This window comes from Streptomyces sp. NPDC043685, from assembly GCF_056436585.1.
Genome location: NZ_JBWKCH010000010.1, coordinates 16756 through 33924, shown reverse-complemented (window position 1 = coordinate 33924; position 17169 = coordinate 16756). Strand labels below are relative to the sequence as shown.

Here is a 17169-nt window from a genome sequence, read left to right as displayed (position 1 = left end):
CGGGCTATGTGTGGTGGGGGCTGTTCATGCTCGGCGGAGGCAGTCTGCGGGACCTGTCCGCCCGGCACGATCCGCCACAGGCTCCCGTCTTTCCCGCACACGCGGTAGGCCGGCCCGCTGCTGGTGCGCGCGATCGCCACGACCCAGGACCGGTAGTGGTGGACGGGGGAGTGCATGGTGGCGACGGGCCCGTCGTGGGGGCCGGGACGGCGCACGGCGACGCGCTGCACGGCACGCCACTTGCTGGTGCATGTCGCCGTCGGGCGTGTGCCGCAGCCACGGCAGGTGAACCGGCCGCGGCGTCAGCGGTGGGGGAGGAGCAAGGCGGCGAGAGTCGCGGCCGCCACGGCGGCCGCCGTCATGCGTCGAGTCATGCCCGTCCAACCTCCCGGCTGGCCATGCGGCTACGCCTGCGGCGCGCGATCACTCACGCGAGGGAAGAGCCCGGATGTGAGCGTGGCGGAAGCACAGGGCGCAGCCAGCGCCCCTTGTCCCTGGGCAGCCGAACTGCGCCACCGCTGAAGGCACCGCGACCTGAAGAGCAGCCCCGGCAGCAGTCGAACCAGCGGGGCCTTCAACCTTCGATGAGAACCGCTCAACCTTCGCTGCGACAGATCAAGAGAGTTTCACCAGTCGAACAGCGTCTTGGAGTCGATACGGCGCTCGGCCTTGAGCTCCCGGGCGCCCAGTAGGTCCCACCCAGCGAAGAACACGCCTGCGGCGACGGCGGCCGCGGTGACGAAGGCCAGAGGGAGGACGACCCAGACGTGCCAGAGGCGAAGGCCGCGCTGTTCTGCCCGGCGCCGGGGCAAGGAAAGTCTCACGATCAACAGGACGAGCCCGTCACTGCCGTCGGTTGCGACAGGCCGGTTTGCTGCGATGGGCGGGCGATCCTCGGCGTCAGCTGCGCGGCCTGCTCCCCTGGACGCCATCAGGGAGAGCGAGCACCAGGAGCAGCACCAGGCCGAGTCCCGAGCGGAGCGCCGAGGGCGGTTGGCCCCGACGAGCGCGGCAACACCTACACGACCACCCCCGGCGACGACGCCGGAACCGGCGCATAGCACCGAGGCCCGCACCGATTGATTCGGGCCCTTCTTCGTGTATGCATCACGACCCGACGGCCTGTTGCCGATCCTCCAAGCCGCTGCATCCGGGTCCGCCGCTGACCTGACCCACGCCCGGACCGCGAGGGAGGTCGGCGCTGCAGCACCTTCAACCGGCGACGGAGGCAGGTGTGGGTAGGGGTGTAGGGGCGACTCGGTGGGTGAGGGGTTGGGAGAAGCCTCTCGGGTTCTTCGTCGGTCCTGATCGGCGAAGAACCCCACCTCACCCTCTGCGTGATCTGCGCTTCACGCGCGGGATGTCTTGCAGCTCAGAGTGCGGGCAGGCGTACTGAGATGAGTCCTGCCTGGGCGATGGAAAGCTGGTGATGATGACATCCCGTATGCAGCGGCACCTACCCCAGACCGGTCGCGAGGACGCGGTGGCTCGCCTGGAGTTGGAGAACGAGCAGCTGCGACAGGCGGTCGATTCCCATGCGACGGTCGACCAGGCCATCGGTGTCCTGATAACGGTTCACCAGATCGTGGAGGCGGTCGGGTTCGAAGTGCTGCGGGAGGTCTCCCAGCGCACGAACGTCAAGGTGCATGCGGTGGCCGAAATGGTGATCGGCTGGGCGCTGGGTGAGGCGCTGCCCCCAGTAGTGAGCCAGCAACTGGAGGCGGCCGTCGAGCAGCACCGGTGCGCGGGTAAGACGCCACGCTCGCCCGAGTAGTCCCTGGAGCGGCGTCAAACGGTCACAGGCTTCACAGAACATTCCCTTGGTTGGGATCGTGGTCACGGATGCTGCCGTGCGACGGTGGGGCGACCTGAAGGGGGTGCCCGCGCCCACATGGACATCACCACCACCATTGACGACACCCGTGCACGCATCGCTGCGCGCGGGGGGATTGACTTCGACACCCTGCCTCTGCTGCGCGCCGCAGCTGCCGCACTGCCCCCGCAGGTGAGCGACCTGCAGTGGGACCTGACCGGCACGCCGTTCATGGATATCGCCGGCCTGCACCTGCTGTTCGATCCGGCCATGAGCAGCCCGGACCGCCGGACGACGGTGACCGGGCTGGGCCCTCAGCCGCTGTGGCTGCTGCTCACAGCAGCCGAGACGGACCCCGCCCTGTTCGACCTCTCCCGCCTGCTGCCCGACATTGCCCCCGCCGGCTTTCGCGCGGCCCTGTGAACGGCGCAGCGAAGTCCTGAAGTAGACAGAGAGGGCGACCGACGCCTTACCCGGTCAGTGCCTGTTCGCGGGTTTCGCGGATGTCGAGAAGCTCGTCGATACCCACAATCTGAATGGTGCGCATGACGGTCGTGCCCACGCTTACCAGGCGCAGCCACCCGCCGGCTTGGGCGAGGGAGCAGTGGGCGGTGATAAAAAGGTTGATGCCGACGGAGTCCATGAAAGTCACCTGCCGCATGTCCACCACGACACGGGGACTGGGGGTGCGGGACGGGTCGAGGGCCTGGCGCAGGGTGTCACCGGTGTCGTGGTCGATCTCCCCAGCCACGGTCAGCACGCGGATCCCGTCGACGGTCGAGGCCGTGACGGACAGACGGCCCGCCGGCACTGCATGCTCGGCACCTGGCGTGTTGTCCTCGTCCATGCCGGTGATCCTGGCACACCAGAGCCTGCGCACCGAAAGGCCGTCACCCGCACCGAAAGGCCGTCACCAGGCCCCGGCTCAGGCCCTGAGATGATGTGACGATAGCGTGAAGCCGCCGGCCGACCAGGAGGCCTTCAGGCCTTATCCCACGGGCACGGGGTACGTGCCGGGACGTGAGCATGCTCGTGAAGGCGGCGACAATGGATGGCACACCGGTGGGCGAGGACGGCATCACGCCCGACACGGTCCTGCAGACCTCGGTGGCCCTGGACGGCGACGGCGGGGACATCGCCCACGCCCGCCGCCTGGCGGCCGGCTTCCTCACCCGCGTGCAGGCCGAGCACGGCCTGCCCGTCTCGCAACGTGCACTGGACCTGACCCAGTTGGTGGTCAGCGAGCTGGTCACCAACGCCCGCAAGTATGCCCCCGGCCCGATCCTGCTGGATCTGCGGATTGTCGGTGACCTGGTCGAGGTTGAGGTGTGGGACTCCGACCCGACCTTGCCGATAGCCCGCGCCGCGGACGCCGGGGGGTCGGCCAGCACGGCCTGGAGATCGTCATGGCCGTCGCCCAGGGCTTCGAAGCCCAGCGCGAGCCGGTCGGCAAACGCATCACCGCCCGCCTCGCTCTGGCCGACGACCCCGACGGCGCCCTCACCGGCCGGCCCCCGCTGTAGTCCCGGTTGCCGTGTTCCGACCTGCTCGTGCAGGTTCGGCATGCCCTGGTCCAAGCGCGGTTGGGGAAGATGCGCAGAGCAGGAGGCCGGAGCTTGTGGTGACTGAGGTGCCGGCCGGGGTGCTGGCGAGGTGGCCCTGGTGGGCGGCCTGCCTCAGCTCGGGCGTTCGGTGGTGAGGGTGATGTGGCCGTCCGTCCAGGCGGGTAGGCGCCGGGCGAGTTTCTTCAGTGACGGGCCCCGTACGTGGTGCAGATGTACCACGAGTCTCGTGCCGAACAGCGCCTGAAAGTGGCTTCCGAGGCCCCGCCCAGTGCCGGTGAACAGTTCGTCGGCCGGGACATCGGGCTGTGGTGGTTCGTTGATCCGGTACACGCACAGGACCTGTCGGTCCGGGACCGGTCCGGGGAGAACGGCGACTGCTCGGACCGCAGGCCAGCCCAGTTTGATCACGGGAACGTATCCGAATGCCTGGTGGTACGCGACTCCCTCGGGATGGAAACGGACAGCCGGGTCGTCGGGGCGGGCCGGTGTGGGCCCGCCCATGTACGCGCGGACCGTGGTCAGCAGCGTGCTCCCGGGCCGGTAGAAGAGTGACTGCCGGTAGAGCTCTCGGTAGTGCGATGACTCGTGACCCACCTCGCGGCTCCTTCACAGGCTCGCTCGTAGGGCTGATAGTCGCATCAGCTGCTCGCTGGGGGTACGTGCTGGAAAGGGGCGCTTGTGATCCCGCTCCAGCGGCAGGCGTCCAGCACGATATCCACCAGCCCCGGCACCCCGCGGCCTTCATGCTGCCCGCCCCCGGCGATCCCGGCGGCGCCATCAACGGCCGGCCCCCGCTGTAGGAACTCCGGCCCCCTTGGTGGTGCGCGAACCAGGCCCGGGCCCGTGCTGCCGGTGAACTGCGCACCGCAGAAGTCGATCGTGCTGCCGGCGAACCGCGCGTGGTTGAACCTGACCTTGCCACCGGTGAACTCTGCTCCGTCGAAGGAGACGGTGCCACCGGCGAACTCGGCTGCTGGTGGACGTGGTGAGGGGCTCAGCCGCCGACGTGGATGCCGGGCCGGCGGTCCGGGTCGGGTTCGTTGCTGCGGATGATCTCGCGGGTGACGGGGGCGGTGTCGCCGCGGCCGAGGAGGAAGTAGCGGAACATGTGCTTCAGGGGGCTGCCTTCGGCCCAGGCGAAGTAGCAGTGCGGTCGCACACCGGTGGCATCCCGCAGGGCCAGCAGGATGGCGGCTATGGCGTTGGGCGCCGCCGGAGCCTCGGCACGCAGGATGCGGTAGCCGTCGACTTCGACGCCGTGGACGGTGAGGGTCTCACTGAAGTCAGACGGGTCGACGACGTCGATCTCCAGGAAGAGCACATCGGCGAGGCCCGGCACGGGGTTGGTGCCGCGCTGTTCGCGTTCCTTGGCGCTGTACTCGGCGGCGTCGCCGGCTTGGCGGCGGTTGGCGATGATGTTGATGGACTGGTCGTGGGCGAGGGTGTCGGTGATGAACCGGCGTGCGGCCTCATCGAAGACGATGCGGTCGGCGCGCAGCTCGGTGGTGCGCGATACGCGGGAGATCAGCGACACGGTGATGATGCCGAGGATGAAGAAGCCGGAGATGGCGATGCCGTCCGGCTTGTCGATGATGTTGGCGATCAGCGCGTAGAACAGGACAGCGGTGAGCGCAGCGAATCCGGTGGTGGCTGTGCGCCGTCGGTTGCGTGCGACGAAGACGGTGACGGCGAAGGCGCCGGAGACCATCATCGCCAGGATGCCGGTGGCGTAGGCGCCGGCCTGTTTGTCGACGTCGGCGTCGAAGGCGATGGTGATGATGATGCACAGGGCGGTATAGACGAGGACGACCGGGCGCACGGCGCGTCCCCATTCGGGGGCCATGCCGTAGTCGGGCAGGTAGCGGGGCACGATGTTGATCAGCCCTGCCATGGCGGAGGCGCCGGCGAACCACAGGATGAGGATGGTGCTGATGTCGTAGACGGTGCCGAACGCCTCGCCGACGTGCTCGTGGGCCAGCCAGGCCAGGGCACGGCCGTTGGCGGCGCCTCCGGGCTCGAACTCGCTCTCGGGGATGAGGACGGTCGTGACGAAGCTGGCGGCGAGCAGGTAGACGCTCATGATGAGCGCGGCGGCGGTGAGGAGCTTGCGGGCGTTGCGGATACGGGCCTGCAGCCGTTGTTCGGCGTCGGCACCGTCGGCCGCCACCAGCGGCATCATGCTCACACCGGTTTCGAAGCCGGACAGGCCCAGCACCAGCAGAGGGAAGGCCAGCAGGGCCGGCCCGGCCAGATCACCGAAGCCGCCCAGGTCGGTGAGGGAGCCGGTCCACGCCGACCAGGCGTCGGGATCGGTGAGCACATGCGCCACGCCCACGCCGATGACGACCGCGTTGAGAGCCAGGAAGACAGTCACCAGGGGAATGGCCACCTTGACCGCCTCGCTGAAGCCCAGCAGGAACACACCGCCAAGGATCAGTAGCAGCGCTACCGTCAACGCGACCTCATGACCGTGCAGGACGGATGGGAAGAAGGGGTTTTCCATCACGTGCACGGAGGCGTCCGCCGTGGAGAGTGTGATGGTGATGATCCACGAGGTGGCAACGAAGCCGAGCAGGACCAGCACGAACAGCTTGCCCCACCAAAACGGCAGCAGGTCCTCAAGCATCGCCACCGAACCCGCACCGTGCGGGCTTTCCTTGGCCACCCGCCGGTACATCGGCAGCATTCCCAGCAGCGTCAACGCCACGATCAGCAGCGTCGCCAGAGGTGAGACGGCTCCCGCGGCCAGGGCGGCGATCGCCGGTACGTAGGCAAGGCTGGAGAAGTAGTCGACGCCGGTCAGGCACATCACCTTCCACCAGGCATGCGGCTCGGCATGACTCTCACCGGCCGCGGGGCCCACCGGCTGCACTCGGTGACGCAGCAGCCACCGTGCTGCCTTGCCTGTCGGCTCAGCCCGCAAGGCGGGACTGTCCACCGTCTCCGGCATCACCGGCCGACTCGTCTCACTCATGTCCCCGTTGTCCTTCCACTGCTTGATCACTGAAATGGCCGCCGGAGCCGCCTATGGCACCAGCGATCATCGCGTATGCGGCCCCGGATCCCTCATCCGGTACTGACTACCTGAGTGAGCCGAGGGCGGCTGGTCATGCCAAGTTCTGCATGGCGCGGTAGATAAGGGTGCAGACGGTGACGATGACTGTGAGGACGGCGGGACAGGTGTAGCGCCAGGTTGAGTTCGCGCCTGCGCGGGGCTGGGCGTGCGGCGGCAGCAGTGCCTCTGTGCCCATCGCCCGTCAGAGTTCCGTCAAGGAAGCCGGGCTCGCCGTTAGGGCCCGTCAAGAACGGTCGGCCGTAAGGGCGGGTGGTGAAGCCGCCCTCCAACCAGGCCCGGGGGCCAGGACACTGGCTCGGGCACCCGGCGGACACGGCCCCCGGCCCGGACTCGGACCCGTATACAGCCTCTCCGGCCGGTCGGCCGCCGCCGTGGCTCAGGCGTAGGTCATCGGGCAGCCGTACCGCAGGGAGTACTGCGCGGCGCGCAGGTAGAGCGCCACGTAGAAGGCCGTATCCAGATCCTCAGCCCACGGTCCCGGCCGCACCCGGGCGATCCGCTCCGCCCCGCCCTCCAGGAACCACAGGCTCAGTGCGAGGTTCTCGCCCGCCGGTATCGCGTCCACGGGCAGTCCGACGGCACCGGCCAGCCGCTCGGCCAGGGCGAGCACCCGCGGGGCCCCGGCGACCGCTGCCTCCTCGCCGGAGTACGCGGTGCCGACGGGGAGCACGATCTCCTCCTCCACCGCGAACGGCACCAGCACGCTCCAGTCGAGAAGGGCCGACAGCTCCGCGTCGGTCAGCCGCGTCCTGCACAGCGCCGCGAAGCCGTCCATGGACGGGCTGACCTTCTCCTCGAACCAGCCCGGCGCCTCCCGTGCGGCCTGCCGCAGCTCGTAAGGGGGCAGCCCGCGCCGCTCTAGCTCAATGTTCAGCGCGGCGGCTACGTCCCCGTACCCGTCCTCCCCCGGCCGCGACCAGTCCTGCGCGGCGACACTCACCAGATAGAGACCCATGATCGCAACGTACCGGCCGACACTGACAACGTCCCGGCCCCTCGTGACAGCCAAGGTGAACAAGCGCCTCGGTGTACTCGGGGCCTACCCGGGCCTCCAAGGCGGCGATCTCCGCTTCGATCCGCTCTTCCTTGTCGACCAGGCGGCCGTAGCTCATCGCCTTGTGCCTGGAGGCGCTGGCCTCCAGCTCCGGCCTGGCCACGCGAACGGACAAGCTCGCCATCGCCTACCAGGCCGCACTCCACTTCGCCGCCATCTCATCTGGGCCCGACGCTGACCAAAGAGACAGAAGCTAAAGGATGGTGCAAAAGGCTTGGTGGCGGGCATTTTGCCTGTATGGGTGGGGTGTTGAGGGCTGAGCCGGTGTGGGTGGAGACGTTCACCGGGTTGCCGATGGGGCGGTTCGAGAAGCTGCTTCGGGTGGTGCGGGAACGAGGTGGCAACGGTCCTGGTGGTGGCCGGCCGTGGTGTCTTGCGTTGGCCGAGCGGGTGTTGCTGGTGGCCGTGTATTACCGCACGAACCTCACGATGCGGCAGCTCGCACCGCTCTTCGGCTGCTCACCTGCCATCGTCTGCCGGGTCATCCAGCGTCTTGGGCCGCTGCTTGCGCTGGAGCCGGCGCCCCGCCCTGTGCCGGGCGCTGACCGGTTATGGATCGTGGACGGCACCCTGATCCCGGTCCGTGACCGCAAGGTCGCAGCCTCCTCACGCAACTACCGATTCTCGGCGAATGTGCAGGTCATCGTCGATGCCGACACTCGCCTGGTGGTGGCCTCCGCCCGGCCCGCACCCGGCAACAAGGCAGACGCGCACGTGTGGCGGAAGTCGGACCTGCCGGCCGTGGCGGCAGGCACGACCGTGATTGCGGAGGGCGCCTACCTGGGCACCGGTCTGATCGTCCCGCACCGCAGACGAGCCGGGACGTCCCCTCCTGCGGGGCCAGGAGGAAGACAACGCCGAACACCGGCGCGTGCGGGCCCGCGTCGAGTACACCTTCGCCCGCATGAAGAACGGGAAGATCCTGCGCGACTGCCGCCAAAGGGGTGACGGCCTCCACCACGCCGTCCAGGCCGTGGCCACCCTGCACAACCTTGCCATGACAGGGTGAAAACAGCAGGTCAGCCATCACCCAGACACGCCGCCACCAGGCCTTCTGCAACACCCTTTAAGAGGGCTACTCGACCAGATGTCGGTGCGCCTTGCTCCAGTTGATTCTGCGGTCAAGTTCGGTCAGCAGCCCGTCGGCGGCCCACGTGGCCTGGGGCTCGTGCCCCTGCTCGGCCAGCCGGCGCACGAGGTCGGCATTGTCCTGCTGTCTGGCTATGACGGCGTCGACGATCCCCACGGTCGAGTCAAGGCCGTAGGCACTGCAGAAGTGCTCCAGCCGCAGACGGCGGTTGGGCGGCGCCGGGTAGTGCAGCCAGCGCAGGCACTCGGCATCGTCGCGGAACGGGGCAACGTACTCCAACGCGTAGGACACGTCGTGCAAGCGTGGCGCCGGGCGAGCAAAGTCCCAGTCGATGATTCCCACCGGTTGGTTGCCCTGCCATACGACGTTCCAGGGGCCGAAGTCCCCATGGCAGATAACCTCGTCGTCCCCGGAGACACCTGCGTCCGTGGACCAGGTCGCGCCTGGCGGAGGTGAAAAGCTCTCGCAGGCATCGTGGTAGTCGCGCAGAAGTCGGGCGAAATTGCTCAGGCCCGGGTCGTCCACGACCTTGGCCCAGCCCGACGCTCCGGAGTCACCGTCGATGTAGGTAAGGACCTCGCGACCCTCCTCGTCGATTCCCAGCGGTCGGGGCGCATAGGCAAACCCCACATTCTCCAGGTGCCGCAGCAACGCGTGGACGGTGGGCGTCCAGGGCTGGGCGGGTCTGCGGACGGTGTCCCCGATCCGCATCACCCGACGGTGGGCGCCGTCCTGCATCACTTCCTCGCTCGACACCCGGTTCACGCTACCCAGCCGTCGAACAGGCGTCACCTCGATTACCGTCAGCGACGATGGAGGCCAGTCACCTCCTCACCCAACGAGGCGCCACTGGGGATTCTCCACTGGCCCCGAGTACAGGAAAGCCCGGCCTTCGCACGGCGGCGAACTGATGTTGAGAAACTCCGGCTATGGGATCTTGGGGAACGTTGGGGCCGGCGCTGTTGTCTCTGGCGGGTGTTGCGCTCGGTGCGGGCGGATCGCTGTTTGGCCAGTACCTCGTCTCGCGAGTAAGCACTCGGCAGCTCGAAGTGCAGGAGTCAGCCGCGCATCGCGCGGAGCTCAAGAACGCGGTCCTGAAGTTCCTGGGCATTGCGTCGCAGGTGGAGAAGGCGGCATTCGCCCACTCGGGCAGTGGCGACACCTCGGCCGATCCCGTGCTCGACCTCCTCGTCGACGACCTGTGGTTGGCTCATGCGGAGATCGACCTGGCGGCCAGAAGCGAGCCCCTGCGGGGCGCCGCCTATCGTTATGCAGCCCGCCTCGCCGAGGCCGCCCGGGGTGAGATAGCCGACGGGGCCGCGCTGCGCGGGCCGCAGGCGCAGTTCTTCGACGCGGCGTATAGCGATATGTGGCCTGGCCGGCGACGGGCGGCCGGGGATTCCGTGGCACCTCAGTGAGACGGTGCTGAGGGTGGGGCGATCTTGTCGTGGCTGGTGTGATCACGGCGTCAGAGCCGATCGCGGCCGTCTGACCGCTCCACCTCAACACCAAGGCCCGCACCGATCGGTGCGGGCTTTCTTCGCGTATGCGGCCTGCCGCCTGAAGAGAGCGGCCGGTGCCCGATCCGCAGAGCGGGTGGCAAGGGCACCGGCCAACCAAGACCCACCCGAAGGCGGACTCCGCCACCAGGATGTCGGCCCCACTTAGGTCGGCTGGCGACCCCAGACGGTTACGCTGCGCCGCCCAGCCAAAAACCATGACTCAAAACGGTGCTGTTCCTTCACCGATGAAAGGCACTGATGCTGACTCGTCGGAAGTGGCGAGGGGACGGATCCGACGCTTCCGGCCGTTCCGCAGAAGCAAGCAGGTCTCGGCATCTTCCATGGCGTCCGCCCCATCTTGGAACCTGGCGCAGTGCCCCGCCCCCACAACCCGGTGTCCGGGAGAAGCAACCCGAGGTCGGCCTGCACCTTGATCCGCTGATCACTGACAAGAAGCAGGCATCAACACTGCGCAGATGGGCTGCCACGCTCCCATCCTGCAACGGGCTTCAAGGCAGCACCCAGGAGCGTGTCTCAGTAACCGGCAAGCAGGCCACGCCTGGAGCTCGACGCAATGCGGCGCCTCAGTCGGCGCCGTTGTGGCTACGCGTCCCCGGTGGGCCCTGAGGAGGGCTCGGTCATCGCAGGGCGTCGTTGGTGCGGGCGGTCCAGATCGCCAGGGCGGCGAGCAGTGCGCAGGCGCCGCCGAGCCACAGCACGCCCTGGAGGGTGAGCGTGTCGACGATGACGCCGCCGGCCAGCGCGCCGAGGCCGATGGCCAGGTTGAACACCGCCACCCACAGTGAGGAGGCCGCTTCCACGGCCTGCGGGGCGGACTTGATCATCCAGGTCTGGAGGCCCACGGACACACCGCCGTAGGACAGACCCCAGACGATCAGCAGGATGGCGCCGCCGACCGCGGTCTGGCCCAGCAGCAGGAAGAGCGGCATCGCGATCGCGAGGGCCACGGAGATGATCAGCACGCTCCGGTGCACCCGGCGGGAGAGCGCCGAGCCGGCGACGAAGTTGCCGATCATGCCGGCCGCGCCGAACCCGAACAGCAGCGGACCGACGTAGCGCTCGTCGATCCCCGACAGCTTCTGCAGTGCCGGGCTCACGAAGGTGTAGGCGGCGAAGTGCCCGAACACGATGAGCACCGTCGCGATGATGCCGACGCGCACGCCCGGGTTGCGGAACTGCTCCATCAGCAGCTTCGGCCGGATGGCCTGGGAGGCGGCCAGCCCCGGCAGCACCGCCAGCAGGGCGATCAGGGTGACGAGCGCCAGGGCGCTCAGCGAGGAGAAGGCGATGCGCCAGCCGGTGAGGTCACCGACCAGGGTGCCGAGCGGGACACCGAACACGTTCGCGGCTCCGACGCCGCCGAAGATGACGGCGGTGGCTCGCGACACGTCGGCGGGGGCGACGAGCCGGACGGCCAGGCCGCTGGCGACCGCCCAGAAGCCGCCGATCGCGATACCGACCAGCACCCGGGAGCCCACCAGCACGGCGAAGTTCGGTGCCAGGGCGGAGGTCAGGTTGGAGACGGTCATCAGGGCCATCAGTCCGAGCAGCAGAATGCGCCGGTCCAGCGACCCCACGAGCATCGGAACCAGCGGTGCCGCGAACGCGGCGACGATGCTGGGCACCGTCACCATCAGCCCGGCCGTCCCCTCGGAGACCGACAGCGCGGACCCCACGGAGGTCAGCAGACCGATCGGCAGTTGCTCAGCGGTCACCAGCAGGAAGGTGCCCAAAGCCACCACGGAGACCGCCATCCAGCGACTTTTCTCCGGGACCTCTGGTTCCTGTGTCTGGGTGGGGGTCTGTTCTGCGGTCGACAACTGAGCCTCCTTCAACAATTCGGGAGCGATCGCTCCCATATTGGCGAGACTAGTATGGGAGCGATCGCTCCACAAGTTGGGTAAGGTGAATACATGGCACGCCCCCGACAGTTCGACGAGAAGAATGCGGTCACGTCGGCGACCGAGCTGTTCTGGCGACGCGGCTACCACGCCACCTCGGTGCGCGACCTGGGCGACGAGCTGAAGCTCACGCCCAGCAGCCTTTACCGGACGTTCACGGACAAGCACACGCTGTTCCTGCGCGCGCTCGACCACTACCGGGCCACCGAGTCGGCTCAGGCGCGGCAGCGGCTGGACGCGGCGGACCGTCCGGTCCGGGAGGTGCTGCGGGAATGGATGCTGTGGCTGGTCACCTGCCCGGCCGATGGCACGCCCGGCCGCGGTTGCTTCGTGGTCAACACCGCCACCGAGCTCGGCACCACCGATGAAGAGGTCCGTCAGCGGACCGAGGCCGCGTTCGAGGTCACGCGGCAGGCCCTGCGCTCGACGCTGGCCGAGGGCAGTGACCGTGGCGAACTGTCCGCCGGCCTCGACATCGACGACGCCGTGGAACTGCTGTTCACCACGGTTCTCGGTCTGAGGGTGCGGGAACGCGCCGGCCACGACCTCGAGCGTCTGACCACCGCGATCGAGCTCGCGATCCGGACCCTGGGACCCACGCCTGCGGAACCTGCCTGACGGCACCGGGATGTGCCAGGAGCGTGTCGCAGTGACCGGTAACCCGCGTGTGCCGGGTGATCACTCGTACGGGGTGATCCCGGTATGCGCGATCAGGAGGGGCTGTTCGAGGTCGAGCCGGCCGAGGGCAAACGGCCGCCACGTCGTGCGGCAGCGGTGGACAAGACGTTCCGGGCGTTAGACCCGCACCAGGTCCTGCTGCTGCCGCCGTCACTGGACGGCTGGCTACTCGGGGATCATCTGGCCCGGTTCGTCGGCGACCTGGTCGACGAGGTGCTCGAACAAAGAACGCCGCCACCAGGACCGCGGTGGCGTCCGCGACGAGCAGGCCGGCACCGACGCGGGAGAGCAGGCCGCCGCGAAAGCGAGACCCAAGCCGAAGGTCCTACAGCCAGGCATACAACGCGGGCAGGTTTCCTACACCGGTTGGCAACGCCCGGAACTCGCACACGGCGTTGGGAGTCGTCAGAGGTTGTCCGGGGCCACCCGGCGGATCGTGACCGGCCCTGCCCCGTCCATGCCCAGTTCCCGCAGCGCTTGTGTCCAGGAGCGGTGTTTGTGATCAGTGACCGGTGATCAGCTTCGGTGATCGCCGCTATGGGGCGCGTTCCTACGTGTGCTCGGCGGTGATGCGGTAGGCGGGGCGTGCTTTGGATCGTCCTCCAGCGCACTGACTAACAGCAGCGGTGCGTCGGCCCCCACCGTCGACCGCTGCCGGGCATCCGAGCGGCGGTCGACGCCAGGCACCCAACGAGCCCCGCACTCCGGGCACTCAGCCGTGCCGGCCTCGCCCTGCACGGCCGCCAGACGCTTGCGAAGCCGCCGTTCCTTCCGCCACTGCCTGGACCGACACACCGACGAGCAGAACACGGCCCCAGGCCGGGCGTCCGGCCTCAGCCGTTCGCCACAAGCCCGGAAGTTCCTCTCCCCGGCCCCGTCCGGCGTCCTCGGACACTAGGCCAGCCTAGGGGCCCAAGGCTACTCAGAACCCGGGATCAGAAACAGCTGCTGAGACGCGGGCGAGGGGGCAAGAAGGAGACTGAGCCAGCAGCCCCGCCGGAGCCGACCACCAGCACGCTGTGGGCCTCGCCGGACGGCCCCGGTGTCCTGATGCGCCACATCTGCATGTGGGAGGTCCGCCACCCCTCGCGGGAGAGCGACCGCGGCTGGCCCTGCACGGACCGCAGCCCGCTCGCCGATGCGGTGGCCGGCGCCCTCGACGCCTACGACGTGATCGTCCTCCTGCAAAGTCCGGGTGGGGCTACCCGGACCGGGATAACGCAACGGCGCACGTGGTGCTCGGAGAGATCAACGTCTTCCCGGACGCCGACTGCAGGACCGCACTCCCCGGGCCCGGAGGCGAAGAGAAGGGCATTCCACTGAGCCCCGAGCAGAGCGCGGCAGTTCTGCGGGAGCGCTGCCTGGGCTTCCTCTTCGGCTTCCCCAGCCTGCCCATCCGGCTGGACGGGGTGATCTGGCAGTCGAACGGCGAACTGCCCGTCGACGCGGACTACCTGGCAGGCGTCGACCGGGACGTGAACCGGGCCGGGCTGCGCCCACTGGGCTGGACGCTCGCCGGTCGGTGGCCCGACCAGCACAGGCAACTGCCCGTGGACCAGATGAAGGACCCCGGCTTCGCCCAGCGGTACCAGGCCGTCGCGGAGCGCTTGCGTACGGCACTGGACGCCCGGCCGGTCACCGTCGACAAGAACTGACCTGCGAGGGCTGACCTGCTCCGCAACCTGCGGGTCAGCCCCGGCGGGCAAGCCCGTCCCGGACGATGACACCTATTCACACGCGACAGTCGAGGACAGAGGTCCTTCGTGTCGGGCCCGGTGGTCGCGCGGAAGGGTACAAGTACCGGTATGGCGCGTGAGCGGGTGCGGTGGCCGTCCGTATTGGACCGGGCGCGGGAGATCGTGAACGGGTACGCGCCAGTCAGAGCGAAGGGTCCCACGCTGCGCGCGGGTGCCCGATGACGGTGGTTCAGTCCTTGTCGGGCCGACCAGGATGGATTAGGAAGTGCTCGGTCAGCCCGTCGTTGTACTCGTTGACAATGTGCTTTGCAAGGGGGGTAGATCGGGAGGAGGAGCCGCCACCGCCGACGGTGTTCGCGATGGACTCCTTCCACTGTGCGACCGTTAGCGGCTTACGCTTGCCGTGACCGGCAAGCTTTCTGCTCAGGCGGTCGAGCCGGGCGCCGGGATTGCGGTCGAGGACCATCGCGACGGCGCGCAACATGATCCTGCCGGTTCACTCCAGTGGAGGAGCCCAGCGCGCCGCCCGGTGCAACTCGCCAGTGCCAGGGCTGTCCGAGTAGACGAGACGCGCTCTCGGCCGGGGAGGGCGGGCGCGTCATTTTGGTATCGGGCGTGAGTGGTTCAGTTCACGCACACGGTGTTGGGTCAACGATGGTGGCGGCCGCCGTGGCGGTGGTGGCCCCAGGGGTGTCGCCAGTTCGCCCGGGGTACGGGGTGCGCTACCTGTTCCGTGGCGTGATGGTCGGCGCTGGCCACCGCCGGGCGGGTACGCCGCTGCGCGCCGCCCAGGACGAAGCCGGTGTTCCGCCCGGCGTGTGGAAGGGCCGGGGCCTGGCCGCGCTCGGTCTCAAGGACTGGGACGTGGTGACCGAGCGGCAGGCCGAACTCCTCCTGGGGGAGGGCCGGCACCCGGACGCCGACCGGATCGAGCGCGAGCTCCTGGCGCAGGGCAAGAGCCCGGAGCAGGCGCGGCGGGCGACCGTGCTGGGCAGGCCCATCGAGCACAACCGCTCACCTGAGACCGACAAGGCCAAGGAGCGCACCCCCCTGGCTGGCTATGGACCTGACGTTCCGGCCCTCGCCGACGGCACACATCGCGTGGGCCCTGATGGACGACCGGCACCGCCTGGTGCTGGAACTGTGCGACGACATCGCCCGCGACAAGACGCTGGCGTGGCTGGAGGAGTCCGTCGCGGAGATTCGCTCGAAGGCCGGCGGCAAGCACCGGGCCCGGATCAAGGACGGACTGATCATCGCGGTCTTCCGGCACTACGAGTCCAGAGCCACGGAATCGAGGCCACTTCTTCACTCGCACGCGGTGGTGTCGATTCGCGCGCGGCGGCCGCACGACGGGAAGTGGGGCAACCTGTCGGCGGACTCGCTGATGGCCCAACATCGTTGCCGCTGACACCCTCTACACCCTGTACTTCATGGAGGAGGTGTCCGCCCGGCTCGGGTGGGCGTGGGGAGCCGCGCGAGGTGACGCCCGGCCGCCGGCCCGTCATGGACATCGCGGGCATCGATCAGCGGCTCATCGGCTGGCAGTCGACCCGCCGCCAGCAGATCGAGGACGCACTGCCCGTCCTGACCGCCAGGTACGAAGAGAAGCAGGGGCGCGAGCCGGGGGAGCGGGCTGCCTACGCGCTGGCCTGCAGGCCGCCGACCAGACGCGCCCGCCCAAGCGCAAGGAGCTGCCGTCGCTGACCGAGCTGCGCAAGCGATGGCGGGATTCAGCGATCCGGGCCTACGGAGCTGACGTCGTCGACCGGCTGGCGGAGCGGGCGCGAGCGGCGGCCGCGGCGGTGTCGGCGCGGTGCGGCCAGTGTCGACGTCACGCTGGCGGCCGTCGACGTCGCCGCCGTGGTGTACGTGATGCGCGGCGCTCTCAAGCGCCACCACCTGCTCGCCGAAGCCCGCCGCCACCTCTCCTACGTCCTGCGCGGCCGGCCCCACGACCCCGGCCTGGACGAACAGATCGTGCAGACGGTCATCGACGACTACACCCGCCCGGCCAGCCGGCGGATGATGACCGCCGACCTGCGCGCCCTCTACCCGCGCGACACCGAGGGCCAGGCCGTGCTGCGCCCGCTGACCCGCAAAAAGTCCGCCCCGCTGTACGAGCGGGCCCGCCTCGCCGCTGACGCCCTGGCCGCCCGGGTCCATGCGGTGCGCCGTGCGGAGCGCCTGAGCTCCCGCACCCGGCAGCGCACCGTGGCCGTGCTCGCCGCCTCGAAGTCGCACCCGCGGCCGTTCCGCACCGGCCCGAAGAACGGCCGCCTCCTGGAACCGGAGACCGGCGTCGACACGGTGGAACAGACGCGCCAGACCTTGGAAGCCGCCGCCGCGCAGGTGGCCGCCACGCTCCAGGACGGCCGGCGGCCGCGCGAAGCCGCCCACGGCCCCCGTCCGCAGCCCGCCCAGGCGACGGCCCTGCCGCCGCAGTCCCAGCAACCCGGCACCCAGCACACGCCGGGCCGAACCACAGGAGGAGTCACGTGAACACCCTCGCCCGCCAGGAGGCCGCCGCTGAAGCCGCCCGCCTCGAGGCCGCCGCGCCGCCAGGCGAGCATCGTTGGCGGTGGTCCGAGACGCCGAGGGCCGACTGACGGGCCTGGTCACCTGGACGACCTCCTCGCCCGCCTGCTGCACCCGCAGCGGGCGTGAATGGCCTCACCTCGAAAGGGAGTTGGGGAAACCCGATGACACACGACGGGACCGCCTCCCCAACTCCCGTTCGATTACTGGTGGTCGAACGCTGCCGCGCCCTGA

Annotated in this window: 14 protein-coding genes and 3 pseudogenes; 8 read left to right on the top strand and 9 right to left on the bottom strand. The window is 69.1% G+C overall.

The genetic code is table 11. The annotated features are described in order from the left end of the window. Window positions 1–626: 626 nt before the first annotated feature. On the bottom strand, window positions 627–824 hold the full coding sequence (locus tag AC0665_RS29620) for a hypothetical protein (protein ID WP_478706139.1): 198 nt from the start codon (window positions 822–824) through the stop codon (window positions 627–629). A 605-nt stretch (window positions 825–1429) separates the two neighbouring features. Here AC0665_RS29620 and AC0665_RS29615 point away from each other — a divergent pair. Further along, entirely contained in the window at window positions 1430–1774 is a 345-nt protein-coding gene (locus AC0665_RS29615; protein ID WP_478706274.1) for an ANTAR domain-containing protein, read from the top strand. 117 nt (window positions 1775–1891) lie between these two features. Beyond that, the gene (locus AC0665_RS29610) at window positions 1892–2236 is read left to right on the top strand and encodes an STAS domain-containing protein (protein ID WP_478706138.1); all 345 of its coding nucleotides are present in this window, start codon (window positions 1892–1894) and stop codon (window positions 2234–2236) included. Window positions 2237–2282: 46 nt separating this feature from the next. On the opposite strand, the gene AC0665_RS29605 is transcribed toward AC0665_RS29610, so the two are convergent. Continuing rightward, the gene (locus AC0665_RS29605; RefSeq protein ID WP_478706137.1) at window positions 2283–2660 is read right to left on the bottom strand and encodes an STAS domain-containing protein; all 378 of its coding nucleotides are present in this window, start codon (window positions 2658–2660) and stop codon (window positions 2283–2285) included. 200 nt (window positions 2661–2860) lie between these two features. Here AC0665_RS29605 and AC0665_RS29600 point away from each other — a divergent pair. Further along, a pseudogene (locus tag AC0665_RS29600) lies at window positions 2861–3336 on the top strand (ATP-binding protein). 153 nt (window positions 3337–3489) lie between these two features. On the opposite strand, the gene AC0665_RS29595 reads toward AC0665_RS29600, so the two are convergent. The 3 genes from AC0665_RS29595 to AC0665_RS29585 form a co-directional block, all read right to left on the bottom strand. Beyond that, window positions 3490–3972 (bottom strand): hypothetical protein, encoded by a 483-nt coding sequence (locus AC0665_RS29595; protein ID WP_478706136.1) that lies wholly within the window; start codon window positions 3970–3972, stop codon window positions 3490–3492. A 400-nt stretch (window positions 3973–4372) separates the two neighbouring features. Continuing rightward, window positions 4373–6352, bottom strand: coding sequence for an APC family permease (locus AC0665_RS29590; protein WP_478706135.1), 1980 nt, complete (start codon window positions 6350–6352; stop codon window positions 4373–4375). 478 nt (window positions 6353–6830) lie between these two features. Further along, the gene (locus AC0665_RS29585) at window positions 6831–7409 is read right to left on the bottom strand and encodes a hypothetical protein (protein ID WP_478610196.1); all 579 of its coding nucleotides are present in this window, start codon (window positions 7407–7409) and stop codon (window positions 6831–6833) included. A 336-nt stretch (window positions 7410–7745) separates the two neighbouring features. Between AC0665_RS29585 and AC0665_RS29580 the strand changes: the two are divergent. Beyond that, a pseudogene (locus AC0665_RS29580) lies at window positions 7746–8517 on the top strand (transposase). 66 nt (window positions 8518–8583) lie between these two features. On the opposite strand, the gene AC0665_RS29575 reads toward AC0665_RS29580, so the two are convergent. Continuing rightward, on the bottom strand, window positions 8584–9354 hold the full coding sequence (locus AC0665_RS29575; RefSeq protein WP_478706134.1) for an aminoglycoside phosphotransferase family protein: 771 nt from the start codon (window positions 9352–9354) through the stop codon (window positions 8584–8586). A 173-nt stretch (window positions 9355–9527) separates the two neighbouring features. Between AC0665_RS29575 and AC0665_RS29570 the strand changes: the two genes are divergently transcribed. Next, entirely contained in the window at window positions 9528–10016 is a 489-nt protein-coding gene (locus AC0665_RS29570; RefSeq protein ID WP_478706133.1) for a hypothetical protein, read from the top strand. A gap of 722 nt (window positions 10017–10738) precedes the next feature. On the opposite strand, the gene AC0665_RS29565 is transcribed toward AC0665_RS29570, so the two are convergent. Then, window positions 10739–11875 carry an MFS transporter gene (locus tag AC0665_RS29565; RefSeq protein WP_478706132.1) on the bottom strand — a complete coding sequence of 379 codons (1137 nt, stop codon included), beginning with the start codon at window positions 11873–11875 and terminating at the stop codon, window positions 10739–10741. A 159-nt stretch (window positions 11876–12034) separates the two neighbouring features. On the opposite strand from AC0665_RS29565, the gene AC0665_RS29560 reads away from it, so the two are divergent. Then, a complete protein-coding gene (locus tag AC0665_RS29560; protein WP_478706131.1) occupies window positions 12035–12640 on the top strand; it encodes a TetR/AcrR family transcriptional regulator in 606 nt (201 codons plus the stop codon). A 225-nt stretch (window positions 12641–12865) separates the two neighbouring features. Here the strand turns inward: AC0665_RS29560 and AC0665_RS29555 are convergent, their stop codons facing one another. After that, entirely contained in the window at window positions 12866–13015 is a 150-nt protein-coding gene (locus AC0665_RS29555; protein WP_478706282.1) for a hypothetical protein, read from the bottom strand. A 917-nt stretch (window positions 13016–13932) separates the two neighbouring features. Between AC0665_RS29555 and AC0665_RS29550 the strand changes: the two genes are divergently transcribed. Beyond that, the gene (locus AC0665_RS29550; protein ID WP_478610190.1) at window positions 13933–14355 is read left to right on the top strand and encodes a hypothetical protein; all 423 of its coding nucleotides are present in this window, start codon (window positions 13933–13935) and stop codon (window positions 14353–14355) included. A 271-nt stretch (window positions 14356–14626) separates the two neighbouring features. Here AC0665_RS29550 and AC0665_RS29545 read toward each other — a convergent pair whose 3' ends face one another. Further along, window positions 14627–14881: a hypothetical protein gene (locus AC0665_RS29545; RefSeq protein ID WP_478706130.1), complete on the bottom strand. Its 255-nt coding sequence runs from the start codon at window positions 14879–14881 to the stop codon at window positions 14627–14629. A 257-nt stretch (window positions 14882–15138) separates the two neighbouring features. Here AC0665_RS29545 and mobF point away from each other — a divergent pair. Further along, window positions 15139–16899: pseudogene (mobF, locus tag AC0665_RS29540) on the top strand (MobF family relaxase). Window positions 16900–17169 lie beyond the last annotated feature (270 nt).

Excerpts from the sequence above, each read along its gene's own strand:
- AC0665_RS29615 (WP_478706274.1), top strand. The coding sequence starts at position 1,430 with ATGATGACATCCCGTATGCAGCGGCACCTACCCCAGACCGGTCGCGAG.
- AC0665_RS29610 (WP_478706138.1), top strand. The coding sequence starts at position 1,892 with ATGGACATCACCACCACCATTGACGACACCCGTGCACGCATCGCTGCG.
- AC0665_RS29605 (WP_478706137.1), bottom strand. The coding sequence starts at position 2,660 with ATGGACGAGGACAACACGCCAGGTGCCGAGCATGCAGTGCCGGCGGGC.
- AC0665_RS29590 (WP_478706135.1), bottom strand. The coding sequence starts at position 6,352 with ATGAGTGAGACGAGTCGGCCGGTGATGCCGGAGACGGTGGACAGTCCC.
- AC0665_RS29585 (WP_478610196.1), bottom strand. The coding sequence starts at position 7,409 with ATGGGTCTCTATCTGGTGAGTGTCGCCGCGCAGGACTGGTCGCGGCCG.
- AC0665_RS29570 (WP_478706133.1), top strand. The coding sequence starts at position 9,528 with ATGGGATCTTGGGGAACGTTGGGGCCGGCGCTGTTGTCTCTGGCGGGT.
- AC0665_RS29565 (WP_478706132.1), bottom strand. The coding sequence starts at position 11,875 with ATGGCGGTCTCCGTGGTGGCTTTGGGCACCTTCCTGCTGGTGACCGCT.
- AC0665_RS29560 (WP_478706131.1), top strand. The coding sequence starts at position 12,035 with ATGGCACGCCCCCGACAGTTCGACGAGAAGAATGCGGTCACGTCGGCG.
- AC0665_RS29545 (WP_478706130.1), bottom strand. The coding sequence starts at position 14,881 with ATGTTGCGCGCCGTCGCGATGGTCCTCGACCGCAATCCCGGCGCCCGG.